Origin of the sequence: Corynebacterium sp. HMSC14B06, assembly GCF_001807075.1 — a bacterium.
Classification (GTDB): Bacteria; Actinomycetota; Actinomycetes; order Mycobacteriales; family Mycobacteriaceae; genus Corynebacterium; species Corynebacterium jeikeium_D.
The window spans coordinates 60,377-83,629 of sequence record NZ_KV787355.1 but is presented as its reverse complement, the minus strand read 5'-3'; the positions used below and the strand labels follow the sequence as shown (position 1 = coordinate 83,629).

Genomic DNA, 23,253 nt, shown 5'->3' with positions numbered 1-23,253 from the left:
GACCCACCAGCTCTACATAAGGAGGTTCCTCGGACGTGGAAGCTATCGTTTTTCTGCTTTCGCGCATCGGCGTGCTGGTCGTCCTGTGGTTTTTCATTTGGATGACGCTTCGCACCCTGCGTACAGAAACAACAGGCTCGGCTCCGCTGCGCCCACTTCGGCAGGCCAGCAGTGCTCCGGCCAAGCGTTTCCAGCGCTCGCAGACTCCACATCAGCTCCTTGTCACCTCCGGGCCGCTGGCGGGTTCGCGCATGAACCTAAACAACCAACGCGACATCACTATTGGCCGTTCAGAGTCGAATGCCTTCGTCCTCAACGATGACTTCGCCTCGGGCCAGCACGCTCGCGTCATCAACCGCGACGGCATCTGGTACCTGGAAGACCTGGACTCCCGCAATGGCACATTCCTCAATGGCCAGCGCGTGGAACAGCCGGAACGCCTGGCTTCGGGTATGGAATTTCGTATTGGCCGTACAACTTTGAGGTTGCAACCATGAGTCTTGCTCTGAATTACACGGCCCGCTCTGACCGCGGCCTCATCCGACAGAACAACGAGGACTCCGCCTATGCGGGTTCGCGTCTGCTCGCGCTTGCCGACGGCATGGGTGGCCACGCCGCCGGAGAAATCGCATCTCAGCTGATGATTGCGGCCGTCTCTCGGCTGGACAATGATCAGCCCGGCCCCGATTTGCTCGAGTCCCTGCGCAGCGCCTGCATGGAGGGCAATAACTCCATTGCGGATGAAATTGAGCAGAACCCCTCTACGCAAGGCATGGGCACTACGCTGACTGCTCTGCTTTTCGACGGCACCCGCCTGGGCATGTGCCATGTCGGTGACTCGCGTGGCTATCTGCTGCGCGACGGAGAGCTCATCCGCATTACCCGGGATGACACCTATGTGCAGTCCCTGGTGGATGAGGGCAATCTCACCGAAGAAGAAGCGGCAATTCACCCTCAGCGCTCACTGATTTTGAAGGCTCTCACCGGTCGCCCGGTGGAGCCTACTTTGTCTTATCGCGATGTTCACGAGGGCGATCGCTACCTGCTGTGCTCGGATGGTCTATCCGATCCAGTGTCCGCGGACACCATCAAGGATGTGCTCTCGGAGGGCACTCCGGACGAGGCCGCTACCAAGCTCATTGACTACGCGTTGAAGTCCGGTGGTCCGGATAACATCACCGTGGTGGTTGCCGATGTTGTCGATTCGTCGGCACGCACGCCTTACGAGCCCGCCCTGGCCGGTGCCCTGCAGAGTGCGGAGGAGGAACTCCCCCGCCCCAATACGTCAGCGGGACGCGCGGCGGCACTCCGCCCGCGGAAGTCGCAGGAAATTGCAGTGACTTCGGCGCCGGAGAAGAAAGCTTCCAAGGGCAAGTGGCTGGTTATTTCTGTGGTGCTGGTGCTGGTGGCCGGGTTGGTCGGCCTTGGTGTTTGGGGCTGGCAGAAGAAGGAGTCGATGTACCATCTCGCGGTGGTCGACGGGCAGGTGCAGCTGATGCACGGCGTGCCCGGTAGTTTGCTGGGCTTCGATCTGCAAGAGCCACATCAGTTCATCTGTTTGACCGATGACAATAAAGTTCAGCTTCCTCCGGCTGGGACGGCGAAGGAGAAGGTCGACTGCCACATCATGACGCCGGAAGATCTCTCGCCGGCGGCACGCAATTCGTTGGAAGGTCTGCCGGCTGATTCCTACGACGGTGTCAGCGACCAGATTGGACGTTTGGCGGAGTCGGCACTGCCGGTATGTCTGTCCGTTTCCGACGATGACAAGAAGGATGAAAAGCTGGGCTCGAAGCCAGGAGTCAACTGTAGGCAGGTGCGAAAATGAGTGAAACTACCACGAAGCGACAGCTTCGGATGAAGGAAATGCTCCTGCTGCTGCTGTCGGCAGGATTGTTGCTTTTGGCACTAATTTCGCTGGAACTGGCTCAGGGCAACTCTCTGACCGGAGATGTCTTTTACATCATTGGCGGATTCTTTGTGATTTTTGCAGTGGCGCATATCGCGCTGACCTTTGTGGCGCCCAACGCCGATCAGGTGATGCTGCCGGTTGCAGCCACGCTCAATGCCTTGGGGCTGGTGATGATTCACCGCCTCGACCTGGCCAATGACACCTCGTTGGTGCGCAACCAGATCATGTGGACCGTACTTAGTGTCGCACTGTTTATCGGCGTGATTGTCCTGCTGCGCAACCATCACTCGCTGTCGCAGTACTCGTATCTGCTGGGTCTCGGCGGCTTGATTCTGTTGGCGCTACCGCTGGTGTGGCCGTCGTCGATTAATGCTGATGCCCGCATCTGGATTTCCATCGGCCCGTTTTCCATGCAGCCGGGTGAGTTTGCCAAGGTCATGCTGCTGATCTTCTTTGCTCAGCTGCTGGTGAATAAGCGCTCGCTGTTCAATGTGGCGGGCAAGCGTTTCCTGGGCATTGATTTCCCGCGTGTTCGCGACCTGGGTCCGATTCTGCTGATCTGGGGCATCGCTACCGTCATCATGGCTCTGCAGAATGACTTTGGCCCGGCGCTGGTGCTCTTCGGCACTGTGCTGGCAATGCTCTACGCTGCCACCGGTCGTGGTTCCTGGCTGATCATCGGCATGGTGCTGGTGACCGTCGGCGTTGTCGGTGTCTACATGGTTTCGGACAAGATTCAGGCGCGAGTCACGCATTTCCTGGATCCGTTGGGCTCCTACGACGAGGGCGGCTATCAGCTCTCCCAGGGTCTGTTCGGCATGAGCTGGGGTGGCATCGGTGGCACCGGTCTGGGCCAGGGCTACCCACAGAACATTCCGGTGGCACACTCTGACTTCATCCTCTCGGCCTTTGGTGAAGAGCTAGGTTTTACCGGTCTGAGTGCCATCATCCTGCTGTTCGCGATTCTGATTTCCCGCGGTATTTCGGCGAGCTTGGCGGTACGTGATTCCTTTGGCAAGCTGCTGGCGGCCGGTGTCGCATTCTCGATGGCCATTCAGCTGTTCGTGGTTGCAGCCGGTGTTTCCAAGCTGATGCCGCTGACAGGTCTGACTACTCCGTTCATGTCAGCCGGTGGTTCCTCACTGCTGGCCAGCTACATCATGTTGGCCATCGTGCTGCGCGTCTCTGACGAGGCCAACCGCCCCTGGGGCATTCAAAGCAGCCCTTCGGGCCTCAACGACAATGCCAACGCATCTCAGGAGGTGAACCAGTAGATGAATAAAACCATTCGCCAAATCTTTGTTGTCGTTCTCGGACTCTTCGTTCTTCTACTGGCGAACCTGACCTACATCCAGGGCTTCCAGCAGGATAAGTACGCCCACAATCCGCTGAATAGCCGCCAGTTCCTGGAGGAAAAGTCCAAACCTCGCGGCCAAATCACCACTGACGGCGACATTCTGGCCCACTCGGTCAAGGGCGAGAGCGGCTTCTATGACCGCAGCTACGACACCGACCCGGAGGCATATGCCGCGGTGGTCGGATACCTGTCGGACATCTACGGCTCGGCCGGTATCGAACGCTCTCAGAACGAGATCTTGAACGGCAGCGACCCTTCGCTGTTTACCTCCCGCGCCCTCGACATGGTCACGGGCAAGGAACCCTCTGGGGCCTCCACGGAGCTGACGCTGTTGCCGAACGCTCAGCGGACTGCGTACCAACAACTCGCTGAACGCGGCTACGTCGGCTCCGCCGTCGCCATTCGCCCATCGACGGGTGAAATTCTCGCGATGGCCTCCACACCGTCGTTCAACCCGAATGACATCGCCGCCGGCGACGAGAGTACCTGGCAGTCCCTCAATAACAATGAGGGCGCACCGCTGCTCAACCACGCCACTCAGCGTCCGCTGCCGCCGGGTTCCACTTTCAAGGTGTTGACCACGGTCACGGCACTGGAGCAAGGCGCTTCCCCGGACACCTCGGTCACTGGCGCACCGCAGATTACGCTGCCGGATACCACCACTACGTTGGAGAACTACGGTGGCTCGACCTGTGGTGGGGCTACTACAACTCTCCGCCAGGCTTTCGCGCAGTCCTGTAATACGGCATTCGCTGAGCTCGGTATGCAGTACGGGGCCGATGCGCTCAAGGACGTCGCTAAGCGATTCGGCATCGGTGAGACCCACGATGACGCGGGCCTGCCGATTCAGCCCTCCGCTGTCGGTGATATTCCGGATCAGTCCTCGCTGGGTCAGACCTCCATTGGTCAGCGCGACGTGTCTTTCACGCCGCTGGACAACGCCATCATCGCCGCCACGATTGCCAACGGCGGCGTGCGCATGGAACCCCAGATCATCAAATCGGTGCGCGGTGCCGACCTCTCCGAAATCAAGTCCTTTAAGCCGATTGAAGCCGGCGAGGCGATTTCGCCGGAGGTCGCGGAGACCGTAACTGAGCTGATGCGCGGCTCCGAGTCGCACTCGGGCGGTAACGGTTCGCGTATTGCCTCCAAGACCGGTACCGCGGAACACGGTGCTGTCCGCGGCGAGTACGCACCGCACGTCTGGTACATCGCCTTCGCGCCGGACTCCGATGTCGCCGTGGCTGTCGTCGTGGAAAACGGTGGCGGCCAGGGCCAGGGCGCTACCGGCGCCTCCGTTGCTGCCCCGATTGGCCGTGCACTCATTGACGCGGTCGAACAGGCGGGTCGATAAGCATGGATGCCCACCAAGTTCAAGACATCGTTGGCGACCGATATCACGTTCGCCGTCTGCTCGGCCGTGGCGGCATGTCCACCGTCTGGCTTGCCGACGACGCCACCAGCGGCGAACTGGTTGCAATCAAACTTCTGAACCAGGAGTACTCGGACAACTACGAGTTCCGGCAGCGTTTCCAGAACGAAGCCGCCGCTGCGCGCAGCGTCAACAGCCCAAACGTGGTGAAAATTGTCACCTACGAGGAAGGCGACATCGGCAGCCACGGCGCGTGTTACATCGTCATGGAGTACATCCGTGGCGAATCTCTGTCGCAGGTGCTGCAGCGGCGTCGCACCCTGCCAGAGCACCTGATGCTCGACGTGCTGGAGCAGACTGCACACGGCCTGTCGGCAATTCACGCTGCGAACCTTGTCCACCGCGACATTAAGCCGGGCAACCTCCTGGTGACGCCGGAGGGCACCGTGAAGATTACCGACTTTGGCATTGCCAAAGCCGCTGAAGCGGTGCCTCTGACGCGTACCGGCATGGTCGTCGGTACCGCGCAGTATGTCTCACCGGAGCAGGCACAGGGCAAACAGGTGAGTCCGGCGACAGACATCTACTCGCTTGGCTGTGTCGCCTACGAAATGGTGGCCGGCGCCCGGCCCTTCCAGGGCGACTCCACCGTCGCGGTTGCCGTGGCACACATCAACGAGGCACCACCTGCGTTGGCGCCGACGGTCAATCCGCATATCCGCGAACTTATCGGCATTATGCTGCGCAAGGATCCGCAGCGTCGCTATGCCGATGGCCGTGAGCTGGCACAGGCTGTTTTGCGAGTGCGCGCGGGGCACCGCCCACCACAGCCGCGTGGTGTGACCCCAACGGTGCACCGTCAATCCAACGCTGCCAACCCGGCGACCACCGAACTCGGTGCCATGACGCGACCGCCCATGCCGGTGTCGCAGCCACAGCAGCAACCGCAGCGGCCACCGCAGCGACCCGCCCGACAGCGTAAGCCGGCAAAGAAGCGCAGCGGCTGCGGTTGTGGCTGCGGCAGCATTGCGCTGTTGGTGCTGCTAGTGTTGCTGGCCGGTGCTATCGCGGTCGTCTATTCGCTGTCGACTACCGGTTCACTGCCAACCATTCCGAACTTGGAGCAGTACATTCCGAACCAGTCACAGCAGCAAACCACAGAGGAAAACACCGACCCCAACGACGGTTCTGGTTACGGTTGGTCGGGAGACAATTCCGGTAACTGGGGAAATAACGACGGCGGCAACAATGACGGTGCCTCTGACAGCTCCACTGAGCAGGACACCAGCGAGACCGCTCCGGAAACGTCCGAACCGACCCAGGATTCGGGCAACGACAGTGGCGACAACAGTGGCGACGACTCCAGTGGCGGTGGTCTACCCGGTATTCAATTGCCCTTGGGAAATGACTCCGGTAATACCTTGGGGACTCCAGATGCACAGTAATATTCAGGTACAAGATGTTTTGGTGGAAATCCTTCCGAAGGGACTGACGAACAATGTCTGGCAATGACGATCTCCTCTCCGGCCGTTATCGGCTCGGCGAGCTCATTGGCGTTGGCGGCATGTCCGATGTCTACCGCGCTGAAGATACTGTTCTCGGTCGCTCTGTCGCGGTCAAGATGATGAGGGCCGACCTTGCCAGGGATGAGAACTTCCTCGCAAGGTTCCGTCGTGAAGCGAAAAACTCAGCGCTGCTGAATCACCCGTCGATCGTGTCGGTGTACGACACCGGCGAGACGGATAGCCCGATGGGGCGCGTGCCTTTCATTGTCATGGAGCTGATTCAGGGCGAGACCCTGCGTGATCTTGTTCGTCGTGAGGGGCGGCTCGACCCGAAGAAAGCCGCGTCGATTATGGCATCGGTGTGTGATGCGCTGACGGCATCGCACCATGCGGGCATTATTCACCGTGACATCAAGCCGGCGAACATCATGCTGACCAACACCGGCAAGGTGAAGGTGATGGACTTCGGCATCGCTCGCGCGCTCGGTGATTCCACCACGATGACGCAGACTGCGGCGGTGCTGGGTACCGCGCAATACCTCTCGCCGGAGCAGGCGCGCGGTAAGACCGCTGATGCCCGTTCCGATATTTACGCTGTCGGCTGCGTACTTTTCGAGGCCGTCACGGGCGCCCCGCCGTTCACCGGCGAAACCCCTCTTTCTGTCGCTTACCAGCACGTTCAGGATCAGCCGCCGCGGCCTTCGGGGAAGCTCAACACCGACCCGAACACGGCTCAGGCCCTCGACGCGGTGCTTCTGACCGCGATGGCCAAGGATCCGATGGAGCGCTACGACTCTGCAGAGGACTTCGCCCAGGATTTGCGTCGTCTTGCACGCGGCGAGGATCCGTTGGCGCTGGCACACCACGGCGCGCATGACGACGACGCGAAGACCACCGAATTCCTTCCGGCAGCTCCATCGGATGCTGAGACCCGGGTGACCCCTGCGCAGCAGGCAACTCCGGCTCCGGCTCCGGCCGCTGTCCCTGCTCCGGCTCCGGAACCGGAGAGAGCGGCTGCCCAGCCGGAAGCCCCTGCTCAGATCGCTAACACTGACGAGCCTGAGAAAAAGAAGGGTGGCGCAGGAAAGACTGTCGCACTGGCGGCTGCTGCGCTGGTCGCTCTCGGCGGTGTCGGCTATGGTGCCTACCAGCTCTTCAACTCGTCCACCGAGGTCGAGACCGTTGCCATTCCGCAGGTCGAGGGTCTAAATGTCAATGAGGCAACGCAGGTTCTCGAGCAGGCTGGTTTCGTGGTCAACCGCGTCGACGAGCCGAACCCAGATGTGCCCCGAGACACGGTGATTGCCACCGAACCGGGTGTGGGATCGGGGTTGCCGCAGGGATCTCGTATCAAGCTGCGCGTATCTTCGGGCCCAGAGTTGACCAATGTGCCGGATGTGCGCGACAAACAGGCCGAGGAAGCTCGCCGCCTGCTCGAGGAGGCGGGGCTTGTCGTCAATCCAAAGCTGCAAGAGGAACCGAGTGAGGACGTTCCGCGCGGCAATGTCATCGAGCAGTCTCCAGCTGCCGGTTCTCAGGTGTCGAAGGGAACCCGTGTAACTTTGACTGTCTCCTCCGGTATCGAGACCAAGACTGTTCCGGATGTCACTGGTCAGAGGTTGGATTCCGCCCGCACGACCCTCGAATCCGCTGGTTTCGTTGTCGAGGTGGTGGAGGTTGACTCCACTGAGGAACAGGGAACCGTTGTTGAGGTTCCCCAGAAGGGCACGGAGCTCACCGTCGGAACGACTGTCGAGCTGCACGTTTCGCGCGGCAACCAAATTAAGATGCCACGAGTTGAGGGCCAGACTCGCAGCGATGCGGAGAAGGCACTCACCAATGCCGGCTTCGAGGGAACTATCCGCACCGAGGAAGTCACCACGCTGGATCTGTCCAAGGTCGACCACGTGGAGAAGGCCGACCCGTCGGCCGGCTCCAAGGTCAACAAGGACGGCGAGGTCACCCTGCGCGTCTACCGGCTGGGGGTTGCCCCGGAGAGCTCTTCAGAGGAACGGCCTGCTCCTGAACCTCCCATAAGGCTGCCGGATCTGCTGCCTAACTAGCGGCTAGTGTGCCAGCACGTCTGAGAAGGCGCGCTGGTACACGGCCTGCTGCTCTTCCAACTCCGCCAGGAGTTCCTCGGTGTACTCACCGCCGGCCAGCCGCAGCCAATTGACCAGCATGCGGTGCCCGTACTGGGTGAGTACCGACTCCGGGTGGTACTGCACGCCGTGAATCGGCAGGTCGCGGTGGCGCATCGCCATCAGCATGCCCGAATCCGTGAATGCCGTGGCAATGAGTTCCTCCGGCAACGTCTTCGGATCCACCGTCAACGAGTGGTAGCGCGTGGCAATAAAAGGACTGGGCACATCGGCCAGAACACCCGTGCCGTCATGGGTGACCGGGGAGGTCTTGCCGTGCAACAGCTCGTCGGCACGCACAACCTGCGCACCAAAAACCTCACCAATCGCCTGGTGACCCAAGCACACACCCAGCACCGGTGTCGGCTCGTCCTGCCTGCTCACCGCGCGAATAATGTCCTCTGTCCATCCAGCATTGGACGGCTCACCGGGACCGGGCGACAGTAGGATTGCATCAAATTGCTTTACGACGTCGTCAACATCGCGGAGACGCGCATCATCATTGCGCCAGACAGTAACCGTTTCGCCGAGCTGGCCTATGTACTGGACCAGATTGAATACGAAGCTGTCATAGTTATCGACGACGAGAATCTGCATAACTGGGGATTCTACTGCCTGCGAACTTCACTGGTAAGTTCGGATGCAAAGTTTACAATTATGCATATACCGCGGGAGTGTAGATACCGCGCTGATCGCAACCTGCTGACCACAACCTAAGGAGTTTAAAGCGCTATGCCTAAGGCAAAGATCGAAAGCACTAATTCACCACAATCCGGTGGCTCCTCCGTCAGCCGTACCCCGGTCAAAATCAACAGCACTCAGACGCCGGTGTGGTACAAGGTGCTGATGTTCGGGTTCATGCTGATTGGTTTGGGCTGGCTGCTGGTCAACTACATCGCGGGTCCGCATATTCCGTTCATGGTGACTTTGAACGCATGGAACTACGTCATCGGCTTTGGTCTTTTCATTGTTGGTCTGCTGATGACTATGGGTTGGCGTTAGTCAGCTCTAATACATCGCACCCCCTCAGGCGCATCCACTTTTGGATGCGCCTTTTTTTCATACCTAAAAACCCAGGTCAATTCACCCCCGTCAATACACCCGTTTCCCACACGTTTTTCGACGAATGAGGATTTCCCTCCTACTGATCGCGCAAAAAAGTTATCCACAGAAACCTGTGTAACAATCATGTAATTTGTGGATAACTGTGGAGAGATTTCGTCCCAAATTTCTCACGGGTTACGTGACAGAAACCGTAAAGCATGACAACTTTGGTTCTATCCCCTGTGTCCACAGTATCCACAGCCTGTGGATAACTCTGTGAACAAGTAACATAGTTGCAAGTCAAGTTGTGCGTAACTCCAATATTCTGCGGAGTTCGACCACTTTCGAACGCTGGTTCGTAAATTACAAGAATGGAATTATCCACACATGTGCACAAGTCTGTGGACAACTGTGAATTGTTGTAATTTGTGAAAATTGGGGCCCGTAACGTGCTTCTTGGCCCGTGTTCACCTAGGTGAACAGTGGAGTATTTTGTCCACAGGGCTGTGGACATGTGGAGAATCAACACGATTTGCTACTACCCCCACTACCCCTAAACACAACATTGAGGTTACGGGCCGTCGTAAAGCGAAAATGGGCATGAAAAAACCCGCCCGGAACAACCGGACGGGTTAAAGAGCGTAGAAGCTAGCGGATTACTTCTCGATGTCGATGGAGGTAATCACGACCGGCTCCAGCGGGCGATCCCAGTGATCGGTAGCCACACGAGCGATCTCGTCGACAACCTTCTTCGAGGCGTCATCAGCGACCTCACCGAAGATGGTGTGAGCGCCATTGAGGTGCGGGGTCGGAACAACGGTGATGAAGAACTGGGAACCGTTGGTACCACGGCCGCCGCGCTTGCCGGCGTTTGCCATAGCGAGCAGGTACGGACGATCGAACTGGAGCTCCGGGTGGATCTCGTCGTCGAACATGTAGCCCGGGCCGCCGGTGCCGGTGCCCAGCGGGTCACCACCCTGAATCATGAATCCAGCGATGATGCGGTGGAAGATGGCCTCATCGTAGAACGGGCCGGACTCGGTGCCAGAGGCGTTCTGACCCTTGTACTCCTTGGTGCCTTCTGCCAGGCCGATGAAGTTGTCGACGGTGTTCGGCGCGTGGTTGCCGAACAGGTCAATCACGATATCGCCATGGTTGGTGTGCACAGTTGCAGTAGCAGTCTTAATAGTCACGTTCCTTAGGATACCGACCTTGGTGGCCAATTGCTCCTACTGGTGAGTTTCTCCGTGGCAGAAACCAGCGAAAATGTTTCTCAAGATAAGGAAAAGAGTTCTTCGTTGACCCCCATGGAGGCCAAATAGTGCCTAAGCTGGAATGTGAGCCTGCTGCAAATATTTCGGCGCTAGGCCTAACTGGGCCCTAGCTCTTGGACTTAGAAGCATCTTGGTCTCAGAGGCACTGGCGCCGCAGCAGTATTAATCATTGATTGAGAATTAAAGGCGATGCCTGTTGGCGACGCACTAATAAAGGAGAGTCATGAACCCCAACGCAATCTCGCTGGCTGTCAAGGGACTGAAGTCCGCTTACGACAGCTACTCGGATTACCGGGACAAGAAGGCTGCAGAGCTCTACGACACGATGCAGGAGGCTAAGAAGGTGGCAGCTGCACAGAACGAGGCAGCAAAGGACGCAGCAACCAATTGGGCGGAAGACGTTAAGGAAAAGGTTTCCGACGCCCGCGATCAGCTCGCTGAGCAGGCCGAAGAACTGACCGGCAAGGTTGAGAAGAAGTCCAAGGAGACCAAGAAGCAGGCTAAGAAGGCTGCGAAGCAGGCCGAGAAGGACGCTAAGCGCAAGGGCAAGAAGACCCGTTGCAAGGCTCGCTGCGAGGCTAAGAAGGCTGAAAAGAAGGCCAAGAAGGCTCGCAAGGACCTCGAGGTGCGTACCCAGAAGGCTATCGACAAGGTAACCGGTAAGGAAGAGCAGCGCGCCAAGAACGGTCGCATCGCAACCGCTTCCCTGGTCTTCGCTGTTGTTGCAGCAATCGTCGGTGTCATCGTTTGGAAGCTGCGCAAGGACGACAAGCTCCCGGTTGACCCAGCTCCGTACCAGCAGAAGGCCCAGGAAGTTAAGCACAAGGTCGAAGAGAAGGCCGCAGAGGTCAAGGAGACCGTTGAAGAGAAGGCTTCTGAGGCTAAGGACAAGGCTGAAGAGGTAAAGGGCAAGGCAGCCGACAAGGCCGACGAGGCCAAGGACAAGGCTGCTGAGGCCAAGGAGACCACTGAGGAGAAGGCCGCAGAGGCTTCCAAGCAGGCTCAAATCAAGGTCGACGAGGTCAAGACCGAGAAGAAGAACGCTGACGACGCTAAGAAGATCTCTTCCAAGCCGTCCAAGCCGGCTCCGAAGCCGGGTCAGGCTCGCAAGAAGTAAATAGGCGGCTAGATAGCCAAAAGCCTTTTCACGCCCGATTGTTCTGTGCAGTTGATGCGCAGGCGGTCGGGCGTTTTTGGTTAAGCAGCAAACCTGACAACTTCAGAAAGACGGGCTGCAAATGTGAAACTGTGCAAGTTTATGACAGTTTCAAGCCATTTTTCACGGCATTTTTGTCATAAACGCAGTCAGTAACTCGGCGTTCTTGCCCCCTCCCCTTCTACATCCCCAAAACGCAAAAATCCCCCGGCCTTACGACCGGGGGATTTTGTTCCTTGTGGAGCTTAGGGGAATCGAACCCCTGACCTCCTGCTTGCAAAGCAGGTGCTCTACCAATTGAGCTAAAGCCCCGTACACCGAGCAATTATACCTTGTTCGGCAGTGGGCCTAGGAGGACTTGAACCTCCGACCCCTTCGTTATCAGCGAAGTGCTCTAACCGCCTGAGCTATAGGCCCCGTGGAACGAGATATAACTTAACCCGTAACCATGACACTTCACAAATCGCCTGGTCAGAGGCCTAAATATTGAGTTAAAAAGTAGTCATTAAGTAGTCATTACGGCTACTCCATGACCAGATTACTGAAAACACCTCTAAACCAACGCGACCCCGGGGCCACCGAACGGGGGGGTAACACCGGGGCCAGCGGGAGGCTAGGCAGCCTAGTCGTCGTCGGCAAGCGAAATTTTGAGACCTCCGACGAGACCGCCGCAAGCGTTGTAGATGACCGCGCCGAGAGCCATGAGCCCAATCGACAGCACCCACCACAGCGCTCCCACAGCGGCCGCCAGGCCAAGGACAAGACCCGCGCTGATGGAATCCTCCCCTCCGACCATTTCACTGATCGGAGCGAGCAATCCCATCCCGGAGAGCAAGAGGTAGAGCAGGCCAACCGCGGCAAGCCAGACGAGGAAGCCAATGAAACCGGTGGCCGCCGTAATGCGCATGGCGGACCAGGGGCTCACTTTGTCGACTACCAAGTTAGTTTCGGCCATGCGCTTACTCCTTCTCCGCCTCCGAGTCACCGGACTCAGCGGCACCGGTGCTCTTGGTCGCGCCGGTGCGCTTCGGGACTACGTCCAAGGTTCCGGCCTCAGAAACCTTAGAAGCGGTCTCTTCGCCCTCATCCTCGACGTTGCGGTCGATAGCCAGCAGTTCCACGCCGTCAGCGAGGTTGACCAGGCGCACGCCCTTAGTGGCACGCGAGGTGGCGCGAATCTCGTTGACGTTGGTGCGGATGATGTCGCCGGCGGAGGTGACAGCGAAGATTTCGTCGTCGTTGTCGACCACCAGGGCGCCCATCAGCGGACCACGCTTCGGGTCGTACTTGAGCGTCAGCACGCCCATACCGCCGCGGTTCTGCGGGGTGTACTCGCTGAGCTTGGTCTTCTTGCCGAAGCCACCGGTCGTTGCGACCAGCAGGTTGTGCTCTTCCTCGACCACGACCATGCTGAGCAGCTTGTCGTCGCCCTTGAAGCGCATGCCCTGGACACCGGCAGTGGCGCGGCCCATCGGGCGCAGCGCGTCGTCGGAGGCGGTGAAGCGGATAGCCTGGCCGCGCTCGGAGACGAGCAGCAGGTCATCGTCAGCAGAGCACAGACGGGCACCGATGAGGGAGTCGCCTTCGCGCAGGTTGATGGCAATCAGGCCAGCGGAGCGAGCGGACTCGTAGTCCTCCAGGCGAGACTTCTTGACCTTGCCCTCGCTGGTGGCCAGCACCAGGTACGGGCTGTCCTGGTAGCTCTGAATCTGCAGCACCTCGGCGATGCGCTCCTCCGGCTGGAACTCCAGCAGATTGGCGACATGCTGGCCGCGGGCGGCGCGAGTGGCCTCCGGCAGTTCGTAGGCCTTGAGTCGGTAGACGCGACCCTTGTTGGTGAAGAACAAAATCCAGTCGTGCGTGGAGCAGACGAAGAAGTGGCGGACAATGTCGTCCTGCTTCAGGTCCGCACCGCGCACGCCCTTGCCACCACGGCGCTGGGCCTTGTAGGCATCGACCTTGGTGCGCTTGGCGTAGCCCGTGGAAGTAATGGTCACAACCACGTTTTCGCGGGCGATGAGGTCCTCTTCGGTGACGTCGCCCTCAGCGGCCACAATCTGGGTACGACGGTCATCGCCGTACTTCTCCACGACCTCGCCCAGCTCTTCCTTGACGATGGCGCGCTGACGCTCCGGCTTGGCCAGGATGTCCTTCAGGTCGGCGATCTCGAGCTCGATCTCAGCCAACTCGTCAATGATCTTCTGGCGCTCCAGAGCAGCCAGGCGACGCAGCTGCATCGCCAAAATGGCGTCAGCCTGAATCTCGTCGATTTCGAGCAGACCCATCAGGCCCGTGCGCGCGGTATCAACCGTGGCGGACCGGCGAATCAGGGCGATGACCTCGTCCAACATATCCAGAGCCTTGACCAGGCCGCGCAGGATATGGGCGCGCTTTTCCTTCTCGTCCAGGCGGAACTGGGTCCGTCGAACAATGACCTCAATCTGGTGGGCGACATACAGCGTCACCATCTGGTCAATGCGCAGCGTACGCGGCACACCGTCGACGATGGCGAGCATGTTCGCACCGAAGCTGGTCTGCAGCTGGGAGTGCTTGTACAGGTTGTTCAGCACCACACGCGGTACGGCGTCGCGCTTGAGCTTGACGACGATACGCATGCCCCACTTCAGGTCAGATTCGTCATCAATCGAGGCAATGCCCTGCAGACGCCCGTCCTTGACCTGATCCGCGATGTTGGCAATCATGCGGTCCGGGTTGACCTGGTACGGCAGCTCAGTGATGACAATCGACTGACGGGTGCCCTCCTGCTCAATCGAGGTCACACCGCGCATGCGAATCGAACCACGGCCGGTGGTGTAGGCCTCCTTGATGCCCTTATCGCCGACAATTTGGGCGGCAGTTGGGAAATCCGGGCCCTTGATGCGCTCCATGACCGCATCCAGCGTGGTCTTTTCATCCGCTTCCGGGTTGTCCAGGCACCAGTTGATGGCATCCGCGACCTCACGCAGGTTGTGCGGTGGGATATTGGTGGCCATACCGACGGCAATACCGCCGGAGCCGTTCATCAACAGCTGCGGGACACGCGACGGCAGAATAACCGGCTCTGTCGTACGACCGTCGTAGTTCGGCTGGAAATCGACGGTGTTTTCGCGAATGTCGCGCACCATTTCCATGGCCAACGGCGTCAGACGGGCCTCGGTGTAACGCATAGCTGCGGGGCCGTCGTCACCGCGGGAGCCGAAGTTACCCTGACCGTCGACAAGCGGATAGCGCATGGACCACGGCTGCGCCATGCGCACCATGGTGTCGTAAATAGCGCTGTCGCCGTGCGGGTGGTAGTTACCCATCGTGTCCGAAACCGGCTTTGCGGACTTCACATAGCCGCGCTCCGGGCGGTAGCCGTTGTCGAACATGGCGTAGAGAATGCGGCGGTGCACCGGCTTGAGACCATCACGGATCTCCGGCAGCGCACGGCCAACAATCACGCTCATGGCGTAGTCGATATAGCTCGACTGCATCTCTTCATTGATGTCGATCGGGCGAACCTGGTGGCCCAATACTCCACTTCCGAAAGATGAGCCGTCGTTGTTGTTATCGTCGCTCAATGACTGCTTCCTTTACTTAAAAGAGGTTCGCATCCATTCTACAGGGCTTTAGAGCCCGCTTTACGACGCCGTGTGCAACTTTTCGATACCATTGTGGTATCAAATCTGGGGTTTTAGGCCTAGTAGAGACGAATAAGACGGCACAAGCTAGGCAGCAAGGAGCAAATACGATGGCGATGACCTTGAGACTCACGAAAGAACAGGACACCGCTCTGGCGCTGCTGGCGCACATGGAGGGCGTGTCTAAACACGAGGCCGCCATTCGCGCCATCGAATCCGCCGCAGCGAGAGCCCTTCAGCAAGGTCAGGCTCGGGAAATTACGGCAAGCGTAATTGATACTGACATGGCGCTGCTGCGAAAGTTGTGCTCCCCGAGGCCCCGGGGAGCACAGGAATGAGCGCGCTCCAGATTCAGCTTCTCAGCGAGGCCGCTATCCTGGCGGCCACCGATGAACTGGTGGCCACAGTGCCGGAATTGGCCGACGCTACACTTGCGAGACCATGGACAATCAGCGCTATTGTCGCCGCCAGCTCAGGAGTCATTGCTGGTCACCGTAGCTTTCCCATGGTTTCTGCGGCTGCACAAGCGGTCGCTTACGCAACGTTTCACGTGAAACCACTAAGTTTTGGCAACACCGCACTGGGCGCACTACTTGCACACATACTCCTCACCACCAACGGCGAAGAGCTGTCATTCGCAGAGACGTGGGATCTGGTCAAAGGCGGCACTTAGCCGGGGACAGGGCCTAGTCACTCTTTCGGGTAAACGGGCTGGTCGGAATGCGATTGCCGGACTCCAGCCGGCCCGTGTAATACGCCGTGGCCTCACCTTCAGCCAGCTCAACCTCGTACCAACCATCACGGACATAATCAGCCGTCCGGTCCTGCCCGCCAACTAGAACACGTCCCGCCGCGTGCTCCAAAGTGACCTCCGGCAACTCTTTCGCCGTCTTGCTGAATACACGCAGGAAGCGGTCCGGGCCGCACACGGTAAGTTCGCGCTCCAGGAGTCCAATTCGCAGCTCTAACGTACCGAGCACCGTGTGATGCTCCACCTTATTGCCACTGTAAACAGCGAAAACAGCCTCACGGGAACCGTCATTGACCAGCACAAGATTGCCGCCTTTGAGGTAGGCGTGCAGCCGGTACGGTGTCGGCAGCGCGGTCGCCTGCTCGGACTCCTGCACAGGATAGTCACCGGCCGGCTCCGCCTCCCAGCGCTTCACAAACTCCGGCGCTGGTCCCGGCTGCTCTGGAAGCTGCATTCCCGTAGACGCCGAGAAGTCCAGTGTGGATACCAAATCACCACATACCCGACGACGCCAATCAGTGATATTTCCGCAGCTCACGCCGGTGACTTGCTCCAGGAAACGGATCACCGAAGTGTGATCGAAGACCTCTGAGGACACCAAACCACCCACCGACCACGGTGAAATGACAGTCATCGGGACGCGGAAACCGAGCCCCTTCGGCTTGCCCAGGTACCACTCCCCCGGCTCATTCTTCGGCGGCAGCGGCGGCACCACATGGTCGAAGTAACCATCAAACTCGTCAAAGTTAATCAGGAAGACGGTCTTGGCCCACACCTCCGGGTTGGAGGCCAACGCATCCAACAGGCGGTAAGTGATATTCGCCGACTGAATCGGCGAGGACGCTCCCGGGTGCTCGCTTTCCGCGGCCGACGGCACAATCCAGGACACCTTTGGCAGCTGTCCGGATTCAACGTCCCGTCGGAAAGCATCAGCGAGCGTGCCCGGCTGGCGACGGTAAAGTGCACGATCGTAGAGATTCCGTTCCGCCTCAGGCAGCTTCTCCACAGCGGCATTCAGGCGGTCGACCATCTCCTGCTGCTCTGCAGTTGGCGGCATCCCATCGCCCAGTTCCAGCAGCTCCTCGTGGAAGCCCGTCATGTCGAGACCAGGCAGCCCGGCCTCACGAATGACCTTGCGGCCAATATTTCGAAACGCGGCGAAGAAATCCAGGTTGTTGTCCGTGTAGTTATCCCACTCCTGGTAGACGCGCCATGGCACCCCAGCCGCCGAGAGATCCTCGGCATACGTGCGCCACCTGTACCCCGGGTGCGTCGGCTCGTACGCCGCATTGCCAACCGCTCCAGTCCCCCACGGTTCCTTTCGGGTATCACCCGAAAACAGGTAGTTGCGGTTCGGGCTTGTCGACGTAGGCATTGAAGAAAAGTAGCCATCACAGATAGTGAATGTCTCTGCGAGTGCGAATTGGAACGCGATGTCCTGACGGTCATAGCAGGCCATCGTGCCTTTGCCCTTAGCCTCGATCCAGCCGTTACAGCGGCCGCCGTTTAGTGCAACCTGCCCGTCTTCCCAACCGTGCGGCAAACTTGCAATGTACTCCACCGAGAGATCACCGCGATTAGCGGCGTTGCGAATCAGGTATGGACTGACCCCACTCTGGTTGAAAACGCCCGGCAAAGCGGAATTGTCGTTGTACCCCCGCACACCTCGGAGAGTGCCGAAGTAGTGATCAAAAGAGCGGTTTTCCTGCATCAACACGACAACGTGCTCAACCTGGTCGAGGGAGCCAGCCGGTCGGGGCTGCGCGAGTGCATGGCGCAATGATGGCGGCAGCAGCGTGCTCGCAGCGGTGACAGCACCGACTCCTGCGGCGGTCTGCAGGAAGTGCCGACGGGAAAATTCAGATATATTTTTAGGTGAAGTTGCCATAGGCATCTACGTTAAGAAGCGCAGATTACCAGCTGGAAAATTGCGGTTTAAATTTCCTCAATAAACTGCTCTAGACGGTCAACCACAGCCTGTGGCTCACGCGCCCAGCGATTGTGGCCCAGCCGCTGCTCAATGAACTCGTACTTTGCCGAATTCGGCAGCATCCGTGCCAGCGCCTGTGCGGAAGCCTCCGGGCAGTCACGGTCACCACCACAGTTCAGCAGCAGCGCCGGGGTGGTCACCTTCGGCATCTCAGCGGCGTAGTCGATATCCGCACCGCGCGGTCGCAGAAGACCCGTGCGCGAGAACCGCGCCCACTCCACCACATGGTTACGAGCCTGGCGGCCATAGCCGGCCAAATCAAGCCTGCCCGCTGGCCAATAGCCCAGGATCTGGGACACCACCTGCATAAACGGTGCACCGTAGCGAAGCCGCTTGTACTCGTTGCCAGTAAAACAGTTGTAGTGCGGAGTACCGGAGCCGACCATCACTACGCCGGCCACGTCCGCTTCCGGTCGGGCCAGATACAGCGAGGCAATCTGACCGCCCATGGAATGACACAGCAAGTAGACGGGTAGCTTCTCCCCTGTGCTCTCCCCTGCCGCGAGGTGATCAAACTCCTTGCGAGCCCGCGCCACGGCCAGCGGGTAATCCACCGATGCGAGATCCTGGTAGCCCCAATTGTGACGGCGGGTGGCCACCGCAGTCTGGTTACCCTGGCCGCGTAACTCCGAGGTCAGGACGCAAAAACCCCGACGCTGTAACTCTTGGGCAATCGGCCGGTAGTAGCGAGCACCCATGCCAAAGCCCGGCCAAATAACGACAATGCCCCGAGGCGAACCTTCGGGAAACCGAAGCGCCATCGGGGTCACGGAGCCATCTGGCAATGTCTCCTGCACAATACGTGGCACGACTGGCGGTTCCCCGTTGACCATGCTTCCCCGAGTATCTTCCATTTCATAAACATTAATGGCTGAACGGAGGTTTTGTCAGGGGAACCGACAAGCCGATAACCAGACTTGGTATCGGCTTAGACGTCGAGGAAGCGAACGTCCTTCGCATTACGGGTAATGAACGAACGTCGTGAAGCGACGTCATCGCCCATCAGAATGGTGAACAGTTCGTCCGCCTTCTGCGCGTCCTCGAGGGCGACCTTACGCAGCACGCGGTGATCCGGATCCATGGTGGTATCCCACAGCTCAGCGGCGTTCATCTCACCGAGACCCTTGTAACGCTGAACACCATCGTCCTTGTTGATCTTGCGGTTGGCAGCCAGCCCCTCTTCCAGCAGCTGATCGCGCTCAGCATCGGAGTAGGCGTAGCCCGGCTCACCCTTGGCCCACTTGAGCTTGTACAGCGGCGGCTGGGCGAGGTAGACGTGCCCTTCATCAATCAGCGGACGCATCAGACGGAACAGCAGCGTCAGTAGCAGCGTGGCAATGTGCTGACCATCGACGTCGGCGTCGGCCATCAGCACAATCTTGTGGTAGCGCAGCTTCTCGATGTCGAATTCGTCGTGAATACCGGTGCCCAGCGCCGTAATAATGGCCTGGACCTCGTTATTCTTCAGCGTCTTATCCAGGCGCGCCTTCTCGACGTTCAAGATCTTACCGCGTAGCGGCAAAATGGCCTGGAACAGCGAGTTTCGGCCTGCCTTTGCAGAACCACCTGCGGAGTCACCCTCCACGATGAACAGCTCGGACTGCTTCGGATCCTTCGAACGGCAGTCCGCCAACTTACCCGGAAGACCGCCAAGATCGGTCGCGGACTTACGACGCACCAGGTCACGGGCCTTACGAGCCGCCTGACGGGCATGTGCCGAAGCAATGGCCTTGTTAACAATGGCCTTGGCCTCAGCCGGATTGGCCTCCAGCCAGTGACCGATGTGCTCATTAGTCATGCGCTGGACGAAGGAACGCACCTCGGTGTTACCGAGCTTCGTCTTCGTCTGGCCCTCAAACTGCGGATCGGCGACCTTCACCGAAATCACGGCAGCGAGACCTTCACGGCAATCCTCACCGGAGAGGTTGTTTTCCTTCTCCTTCAACAGGCGGTGCTCACGCGCATAGCGGTTCATCAGCGATGTCAACGCAGAACGGAAGCCCTCTTCGTGCGTGCCACCCTCAATGGTGTTAATGGTGTTGGCGAAGGTGTGCACCGACTCGGAGTAACCCGAGTTCCACTGCATGGCAATCTCGACCTCGTGGCCGTCACCTGCAGCATCGAAGGAAATGATGGTCGGGTGGATGATGTTCTTCGACTTGTTCAGAGTCTCGACATAATCCCGCAGACCATTCGGGTAGTGGAAGACCTTACGGCGCTCCTTCGGCTTGGTGGTCTTCTCTGCCTTCTCCTTCTGCTCCTCAACCGCATCCTTGGCGATTTCAGCGGATTCGGTCTCCGCCTGCTCCGCCAGAGCCTCAGCCTCGAGCTCCTCCTCGGAGACACGCTTGTCCACCAACGTGATGGTCAGGCCCTTGTTCAAAAACGCCATCTCACGCAAGCGGCGAGAAATGGTGTCGAACTTGAAATCGGTGGTCTCAAAAATCTCCGGGTCCGGCCAGAAACGCTGTGTGGTGCCCGAACCACGAGTCTTCTTACCTCGGATAATTTCTTCCGGGACGGCCTGGTCGAAGTTCTGGTACCAGGTGTAGCCATCACGGATGACCTCGGTTTCCATACGCGTCGACAGCGCGTTAACCACCGAAATACCCACACCGTGCAGACCACCGGAAACAGCGTAGGACTCGGAGTCAAACTTGCCGCCGGCGTGCAGTTGAGTCATAACCACCTGCACCGTCGGCATGCCCGACGGGTGCATTTCGACAGGAATACCACGGCCGTTATCGCGGACCTGAACGCCGCCGTCTTCCAGCAGAGTGACCTCAACATCGGTGGCGTAACCCGCCATCGCCTCGTCGACGGAGTTGTCTACAACCTCCCACACCAGGTGGTGCAAGCCACGCTCACCAGTCGAGCCAATGTACATACCCGGCCGCTTACGCACGGCCTCGAGGCCCTCGAGGATGGTAATCGATGAGGCGTCATATTGATGTTCGGTAGCAGCCACGGTTCGGCGCGTCTCCTATTCTTGGTTCTCTCCCCGCACAACATTCGTCAGCGCGCGAAAAATAGGCCGGCGGTCAAGCGCTATCGGCGCCAGCCAGAACTACATAGGACTACTAGATAGGTCTGGCTAGTTTGGATGCCGAGAACGTCTCAAGAACCGCCTGCCGGTATTCTCCTGCCCATCTTACCCCAACGTAGTCCCCTACTGTGGATATAGCCGATGCGCTCAAAGGACCAAATTTCGCAGTTTTACGCATACCGACGCCTATTCGTAGACCGTTTACCGACCTTTACCCATAAGTATCACGCGGTCCTCGGCCCTCGATGTGCAATTTGCCCTTGCGCCAATTCGGCGCTTTCGGCCCCAGCACCTTAATTTCCTCAACCACCCCATCGCCGACGCGTTCCGCGATCGACTTCAAAACCTGTCGCTGTGCTAGCCGCAGCTGTGTTGCCCATGCTGTCGATTGGCACTCGACCACCAAAGTGCCGTCCTTGAACTCCTTCACCTGGGAATGTTCCGCGACGACCTTGCCGACCATCGAATCCCACTCCGTCATGATCACACCGTGGGCAATGTGGATCTGCCAGCCGCGATCGACTACTGCCTTATTCAGCACCGCACCAATCGGCGCAGGTCGACGGTCATATTTCCGGTACAGCCGAATCCCCGCCTCCTTCAATAAGCTCGGCGAAATCACCGTACCGGCACGATCTCGCACCACTGCTTGCGCTGCCCGCTGCTTATCGACGTCCGCAACAATCCCCTCCGCGGCCTTCACAGGCACACGGCTATCGAGGCCAGACCACGAGCCCTTCTTCTTCGGTGGCCGCTGGAGATTCGGTAACTTGTGACCGCCCTCCTTAGCGGCATCGCGCATGCGGAAGAAAGCGTCGCTGATCAGGTCCTTTTCTTCTTCCGGTGAGTTATCCGGCTCCATGTTCTCGACCATACCCGTCACTCTTCCGCGACTGGGTTTTCATCCAGCAGTGAGATTCGCCCCTGCTCAGTCTGCGCCACCGTCACCGTGTGATGAGTGACAGAAGAATCCTCGACCAGTGCCTGAGGCAACTCCTCCCCCACCGCCGAGGTGATCAACACCTGCTCAGCCTGCTGCGCGATTTCCATGAGAGCTTCCCGACGATGCCGGTCGAGCTCCGCAAACACGTCGTCAAGCACCAAGATCGGGTCGGGCCCATCGGCACGGAGCAAAAAGTACGCGCCGAGACGCAGCGCGAGTGCAAAAGACCAGGTCTCGCCGTGGCTAGCGAAGCCCTTGGCGGGGTCATTGCCGAGAATGAGGTTGAGATCATCGCGATGCGGACCAACGAGACAGGAACCGCGCTCAATCTCCGCGGTGCGGCGCTCCGCCATCTTCGTCAGCAGCAGTGCCTCGAGCAGCTCCGGTTCGCTGGGCAATGGCCCGCCATCCAGACTGTCGACCTTCGGCGCATAGGCAATCGTGGCTGGGCGCGAGTGCGGGGCAAGCGTGGCATAGGCCTCGCTGACATGCTCGGAAAGCTCGGCGATCAAATCCATGCGCGCAGCCATTAACGCCGCTCCCACCTGCGCCAATTGCGCATCCCAGGTATCCAGCGTGCTCAGGGCGGCCTGCCCCTCCGAGGAAGAATAGCCACGGCGCAGCGTCGAGCCCGCCGACTTCAGCAGCGCATTCTTCTGACGCAAAATCTTGTCATATTGAATGCGGATACCGGCGGACAATGGCCGTCGTAAAGCGAGCAAATCATCGATGTATCGGCGACGGGAAGCGGGCTCGCCCTTGACCAGCGTGAGATCCTCGGGCGAGAAAAAGACCGACTTAACGATCCCCAGCAGCTCCCGCGGAGACTTCAGCCGCGTGCGATTAATCTGCGCCTGATTCGCGCGATGCGGATTGATGAGCAGATGCGCCGTCAGCTCGCGGCCATCATTGACCGCCGTCGCCGAAATGCGTGCCGACGGGGTCCCCGAACGAACCAGCGGAGCATCCGTAGACACTCGATGCGAACCGAGCGTGGAGAGATACCCAACGGCCTCGACGATATTGGTCTTGCCGTAGCCATTTTGCCCGGTAAATACGGTAATTCCAGGCGTGAACTCGACTTCCAACTCCGGCCAGGAGCGGAAGTCCCGCAAGGACAAATACCGAATGTGCATAGC

Annotated in this window: 19 protein-coding genes and 2 tRNA genes; 10 read left to right on the top strand and 11 right to left on the bottom strand. The window is 59.1% G+C overall.

All coding sequences use genetic code 11. The features are described from left to right. The first annotated feature begins 35 nt into the window (after positions 1 to 35). From HMPREF3130_RS00440 to pknB, 6 genes are read left to right on the top strand one after another with little or no spacing between them, the layout of a single operon-like run. Entirely contained in the window at positions 36 to 497 is a 462-nt protein-coding gene (locus HMPREF3130_RS00440; RefSeq protein WP_016421758.1) for an FHA domain-containing protein FhaB/FipA, read from the top strand. Beyond that, positions 494 to 1,828, top strand: a complete 1,335-nt coding sequence (locus tag HMPREF3130_RS00435) for a PP2C family protein-serine/threonine phosphatase (RefSeq protein WP_070429077.1) — start codon at positions 494 to 496, stop codon at positions 1,826 to 1,828. The genes HMPREF3130_RS00440 and HMPREF3130_RS00435 overlap by 4 nt, the downstream gene beginning before the upstream one ends. Then, the gene (locus HMPREF3130_RS00430) at positions 1,825 to 3,186 is read left to right on the top strand and encodes an FtsW/RodA/SpoVE family cell cycle protein (RefSeq protein ID WP_080969613.1); all 1,362 of its coding nucleotides are present in this window, start codon (positions 1,825 to 1,827) and stop codon (positions 3,184 to 3,186) included. The genes HMPREF3130_RS00435 and HMPREF3130_RS00430 overlap by 4 nt, the downstream gene beginning before the upstream one ends. Then, on the top strand, positions 3,187 to 4,623 hold the full coding sequence (locus tag HMPREF3130_RS00425; protein WP_016421755.1) for a penicillin-binding transpeptidase domain-containing protein: 1,437 nt from the start codon (positions 3,187 to 3,189) through the stop codon (positions 4,621 to 4,623). A gap of 2 nt (positions 4,624 to 4,625) precedes the next feature. After that, entirely contained in the window at positions 4,626 to 6,086 is a 1,461-nt protein-coding gene (locus HMPREF3130_RS00420; protein WP_049190705.1) for a serine/threonine-protein kinase, read from the top strand. 53 nt (positions 6,087 to 6,139) lie between these two features. Then, entirely contained in the window at positions 6,140 to 8,209 is a 2,070-nt protein-coding gene (gene pknB / locus HMPREF3130_RS00415) for a Stk1 family PASTA domain-containing Ser/Thr kinase (protein WP_070429076.1), read from the top strand. A 3-nt stretch (positions 8,210 to 8,212) separates the two neighbouring features. Here pknB and HMPREF3130_RS00410 read toward each other — a convergent pair whose 3' ends face one another. Beyond that, positions 8,213 to 8,884: an aminodeoxychorismate/anthranilate synthase component II gene (locus tag HMPREF3130_RS00410; protein ID WP_048731900.1), complete on the bottom strand. Its 672-nt coding sequence runs from the start codon at positions 8,882 to 8,884 to the stop codon at positions 8,213 to 8,215. Between the two features lie 135 nt (positions 8,885 to 9,019). Between HMPREF3130_RS00410 and crgA the strand changes: the two genes are divergently transcribed. Further along, the gene (gene crgA / locus HMPREF3130_RS00405; RefSeq protein WP_005511903.1) at positions 9,020 to 9,289 is read left to right on the top strand and encodes a cell division protein CrgA; all 270 of its coding nucleotides are present in this window, start codon (positions 9,020 to 9,022) and stop codon (positions 9,287 to 9,289) included. A 698-nt stretch (positions 9,290 to 9,987) separates the two neighbouring features. Here the strand turns inward: crgA and HMPREF3130_RS00400 are convergent. Continuing rightward, positions 9,988 to 10,536, bottom strand: coding sequence for a peptidylprolyl isomerase (locus HMPREF3130_RS00400; protein WP_040361963.1), 549 nt, complete (start codon positions 10,534 to 10,536; stop codon positions 9,988 to 9,990). A 292-nt stretch (positions 10,537 to 10,828) separates the two neighbouring features. On the opposite strand from HMPREF3130_RS00400, the gene HMPREF3130_RS00395 reads away from it, so the two are divergent. Next, positions 10,829 to 11,722, top strand: a complete 894-nt coding sequence (locus HMPREF3130_RS00395) for a hypothetical protein (protein ID WP_016421751.1) — start codon at positions 10,829 to 10,831, stop codon at positions 11,720 to 11,722. Positions 11,723 to 12,000: 278 nt separating this feature from the next. Here HMPREF3130_RS00395 and HMPREF3130_RS00390 read toward each other — a convergent pair. The 4 genes from HMPREF3130_RS00390 to gyrA all read right to left on the bottom strand — a co-directional run bounded on the left by HMPREF3130_RS00390 (position 12,001) and on the right by gyrA (position 15,324). Further along, positions 12,001 to 12,073 (bottom strand) — tRNA-Ala (locus HMPREF3130_RS00390). Positions 12,074 to 12,104: 31 nt separating this feature from the next. Next, a tRNA-Ile gene (locus HMPREF3130_RS00385) sits at positions 12,105 to 12,178 on the bottom strand. Positions 12,179 to 12,383: 205 nt separating this feature from the next. Further along, positions 12,384 to 12,716, bottom strand: a complete 333-nt coding sequence (locus HMPREF3130_RS00380) for a DUF3566 domain-containing protein (RefSeq protein WP_049189406.1) — start codon at positions 12,714 to 12,716, stop codon at positions 12,384 to 12,386. Between the two features lie 4 nt (positions 12,717 to 12,720). Beyond that, positions 12,721 to 15,324, bottom strand: a complete 2,604-nt coding sequence (gene gyrA / locus HMPREF3130_RS00375; RefSeq protein WP_070429075.1) for a DNA gyrase subunit A — start codon at positions 15,322 to 15,324, stop codon at positions 12,721 to 12,723. A 170-nt stretch (positions 15,325 to 15,494) separates the two neighbouring features. On the opposite strand from gyrA, the gene HMPREF3130_RS00370 reads away from it, so the two are divergent. Both HMPREF3130_RS00370 and HMPREF3130_RS00365 read left to right on the top strand, forming a co-directional pair. Further along, on the top strand, positions 15,495 to 15,722 hold the full coding sequence (locus tag HMPREF3130_RS00370; protein WP_070429074.1) for a CopG family transcriptional regulator: 228 nt from the start codon (positions 15,495 to 15,497) through the stop codon (positions 15,720 to 15,722). Next, entirely contained in the window at positions 15,719 to 16,057 is a 339-nt protein-coding gene (locus HMPREF3130_RS00365; RefSeq protein WP_070429073.1) for a hypothetical protein, read from the top strand. Before HMPREF3130_RS00370 ends, HMPREF3130_RS00365 begins: the two co-directional genes overlap by 4 nt. A 13-nt stretch (positions 16,058 to 16,070) precedes the next feature. On the opposite strand, the gene HMPREF3130_RS00360 is transcribed toward HMPREF3130_RS00365, so the two are convergent. From HMPREF3130_RS00360 to recF, 5 genes are all read right to left on the bottom strand, one after another. After that, positions 16,071 to 18,023: an alkaline phosphatase family protein gene (locus HMPREF3130_RS00360; protein ID WP_070429072.1), complete on the bottom strand. Its 1,953-nt coding sequence runs from the start codon at positions 18,021 to 18,023 to the stop codon at positions 16,071 to 16,073. A 47-nt stretch (positions 18,024 to 18,070) separates the two neighbouring features. Further along, positions 18,071 to 18,958 (bottom strand): alpha/beta fold hydrolase, encoded by an 888-nt coding sequence (locus HMPREF3130_RS00355; RefSeq protein WP_070429071.1) that lies wholly within the window; start codon positions 18,956 to 18,958, stop codon positions 18,071 to 18,073. Between the two features lie 95 nt (positions 18,959 to 19,053). Next, positions 19,054 to 21,093, bottom strand: a complete 2,040-nt coding sequence (gyrB, locus tag HMPREF3130_RS00350; RefSeq protein ID WP_016421743.1) for a DNA topoisomerase (ATP-hydrolyzing) subunit B — start codon at positions 21,091 to 21,093, stop codon at positions 19,054 to 19,056. A gap of 289 nt (positions 21,094 to 21,382) precedes the next feature. Next, positions 21,383 to 22,045: a DciA family protein gene (locus tag HMPREF3130_RS00345; RefSeq protein ID WP_049170117.1), complete on the bottom strand. Its 663-nt coding sequence runs from the start codon at positions 22,043 to 22,045 to the stop codon at positions 21,383 to 21,385. A 5-nt stretch (positions 22,046 to 22,050) separates the two neighbouring features. Further along, entirely contained in the window at positions 22,051 to 23,250 is a 1,200-nt protein-coding gene (recF, locus tag HMPREF3130_RS00340; protein WP_048731375.1) for a DNA replication/repair protein RecF, read from the bottom strand. Positions 23,251 to 23,253: the final 3 nt, after the last annotated feature.

What these genes read in the sequence shown, in the direction of transcription:
- HMPREF3130_RS00435 (WP_070429077.1), top strand. Translation starts at nt 494, where the DNA reads ATGAGTCTTGCTCTGAATTACACGGCCCGCTCTGACCGCGGCCTCATC.
- HMPREF3130_RS00430 (WP_080969613.1), top strand. Translation starts at nt 1,825, where the DNA reads ATGAGTGAAACTACCACGAAGCGACAGCTTCGGATGAAGGAAATGCTC.
- HMPREF3130_RS00425 (WP_016421755.1), top strand. Translation starts at nt 3,187, where the DNA reads ATGAATAAAACCATTCGCCAAATCTTTGTTGTCGTTCTCGGACTCTTC.
- HMPREF3130_RS00420 (WP_049190705.1), top strand. Translation starts at nt 4,626, where the DNA reads ATGGATGCCCACCAAGTTCAAGACATCGTTGGCGACCGATATCACGTT.
- pknB (WP_070429076.1), top strand. Translation starts at nt 6,140, where the DNA reads ATGTCTGGCAATGACGATCTCCTCTCCGGCCGTTATCGGCTCGGCGAG.
- HMPREF3130_RS00410 (WP_048731900.1), bottom strand. Translation starts at nt 8,884, where the DNA reads ATGCAGATTCTCGTCGTCGATAACTATGACAGCTTCGTATTCAATCTG.
- crgA (WP_005511903.1), top strand. Translation starts at nt 9,020, where the DNA reads ATGCCTAAGGCAAAGATCGAAAGCACTAATTCACCACAATCCGGTGGC.
- HMPREF3130_RS00395 (WP_016421751.1), top strand. Translation starts at nt 10,829, where the DNA reads ATGAACCCCAACGCAATCTCGCTGGCTGTCAAGGGACTGAAGTCCGCT.
- HMPREF3130_RS00380 (WP_049189406.1), bottom strand. Translation starts at nt 12,716, where the DNA reads ATGGCCGAAACTAACTTGGTAGTCGACAAAGTGAGCCCCTGGTCCGCC.
- HMPREF3130_RS00370 (WP_070429074.1), top strand. Translation starts at nt 15,495, where the DNA reads ATGGCGATGACCTTGAGACTCACGAAAGAACAGGACACCGCTCTGGCG.
- HMPREF3130_RS00365 (WP_070429073.1), top strand. Translation starts at nt 15,719, where the DNA reads ATGAGCGCGCTCCAGATTCAGCTTCTCAGCGAGGCCGCTATCCTGGCG.
- HMPREF3130_RS00360 (WP_070429072.1), bottom strand. Translation starts at nt 18,023, where the DNA reads ATGGCAACTTCACCTAAAAATATATCTGAATTTTCCCGTCGGCACTTC.
- HMPREF3130_RS00355 (WP_070429071.1), bottom strand. Translation starts at nt 18,958, where the DNA reads ATGGTCAACGGGGAACCGCCAGTCGTGCCACGTATTGTGCAGGAGACA.
- HMPREF3130_RS00345 (WP_049170117.1), bottom strand. Translation starts at nt 22,045, where the DNA reads ATGGTCGAGAACATGGAGCCGGATAACTCACCGGAAGAAGAAAAGGAC.
- recF (WP_048731375.1), bottom strand. Translation starts at nt 23,250, where the DNA reads ATGCACATTCGGTATTTGTCCTTGCGGGACTTCCGCTCCTGGCCGGAG.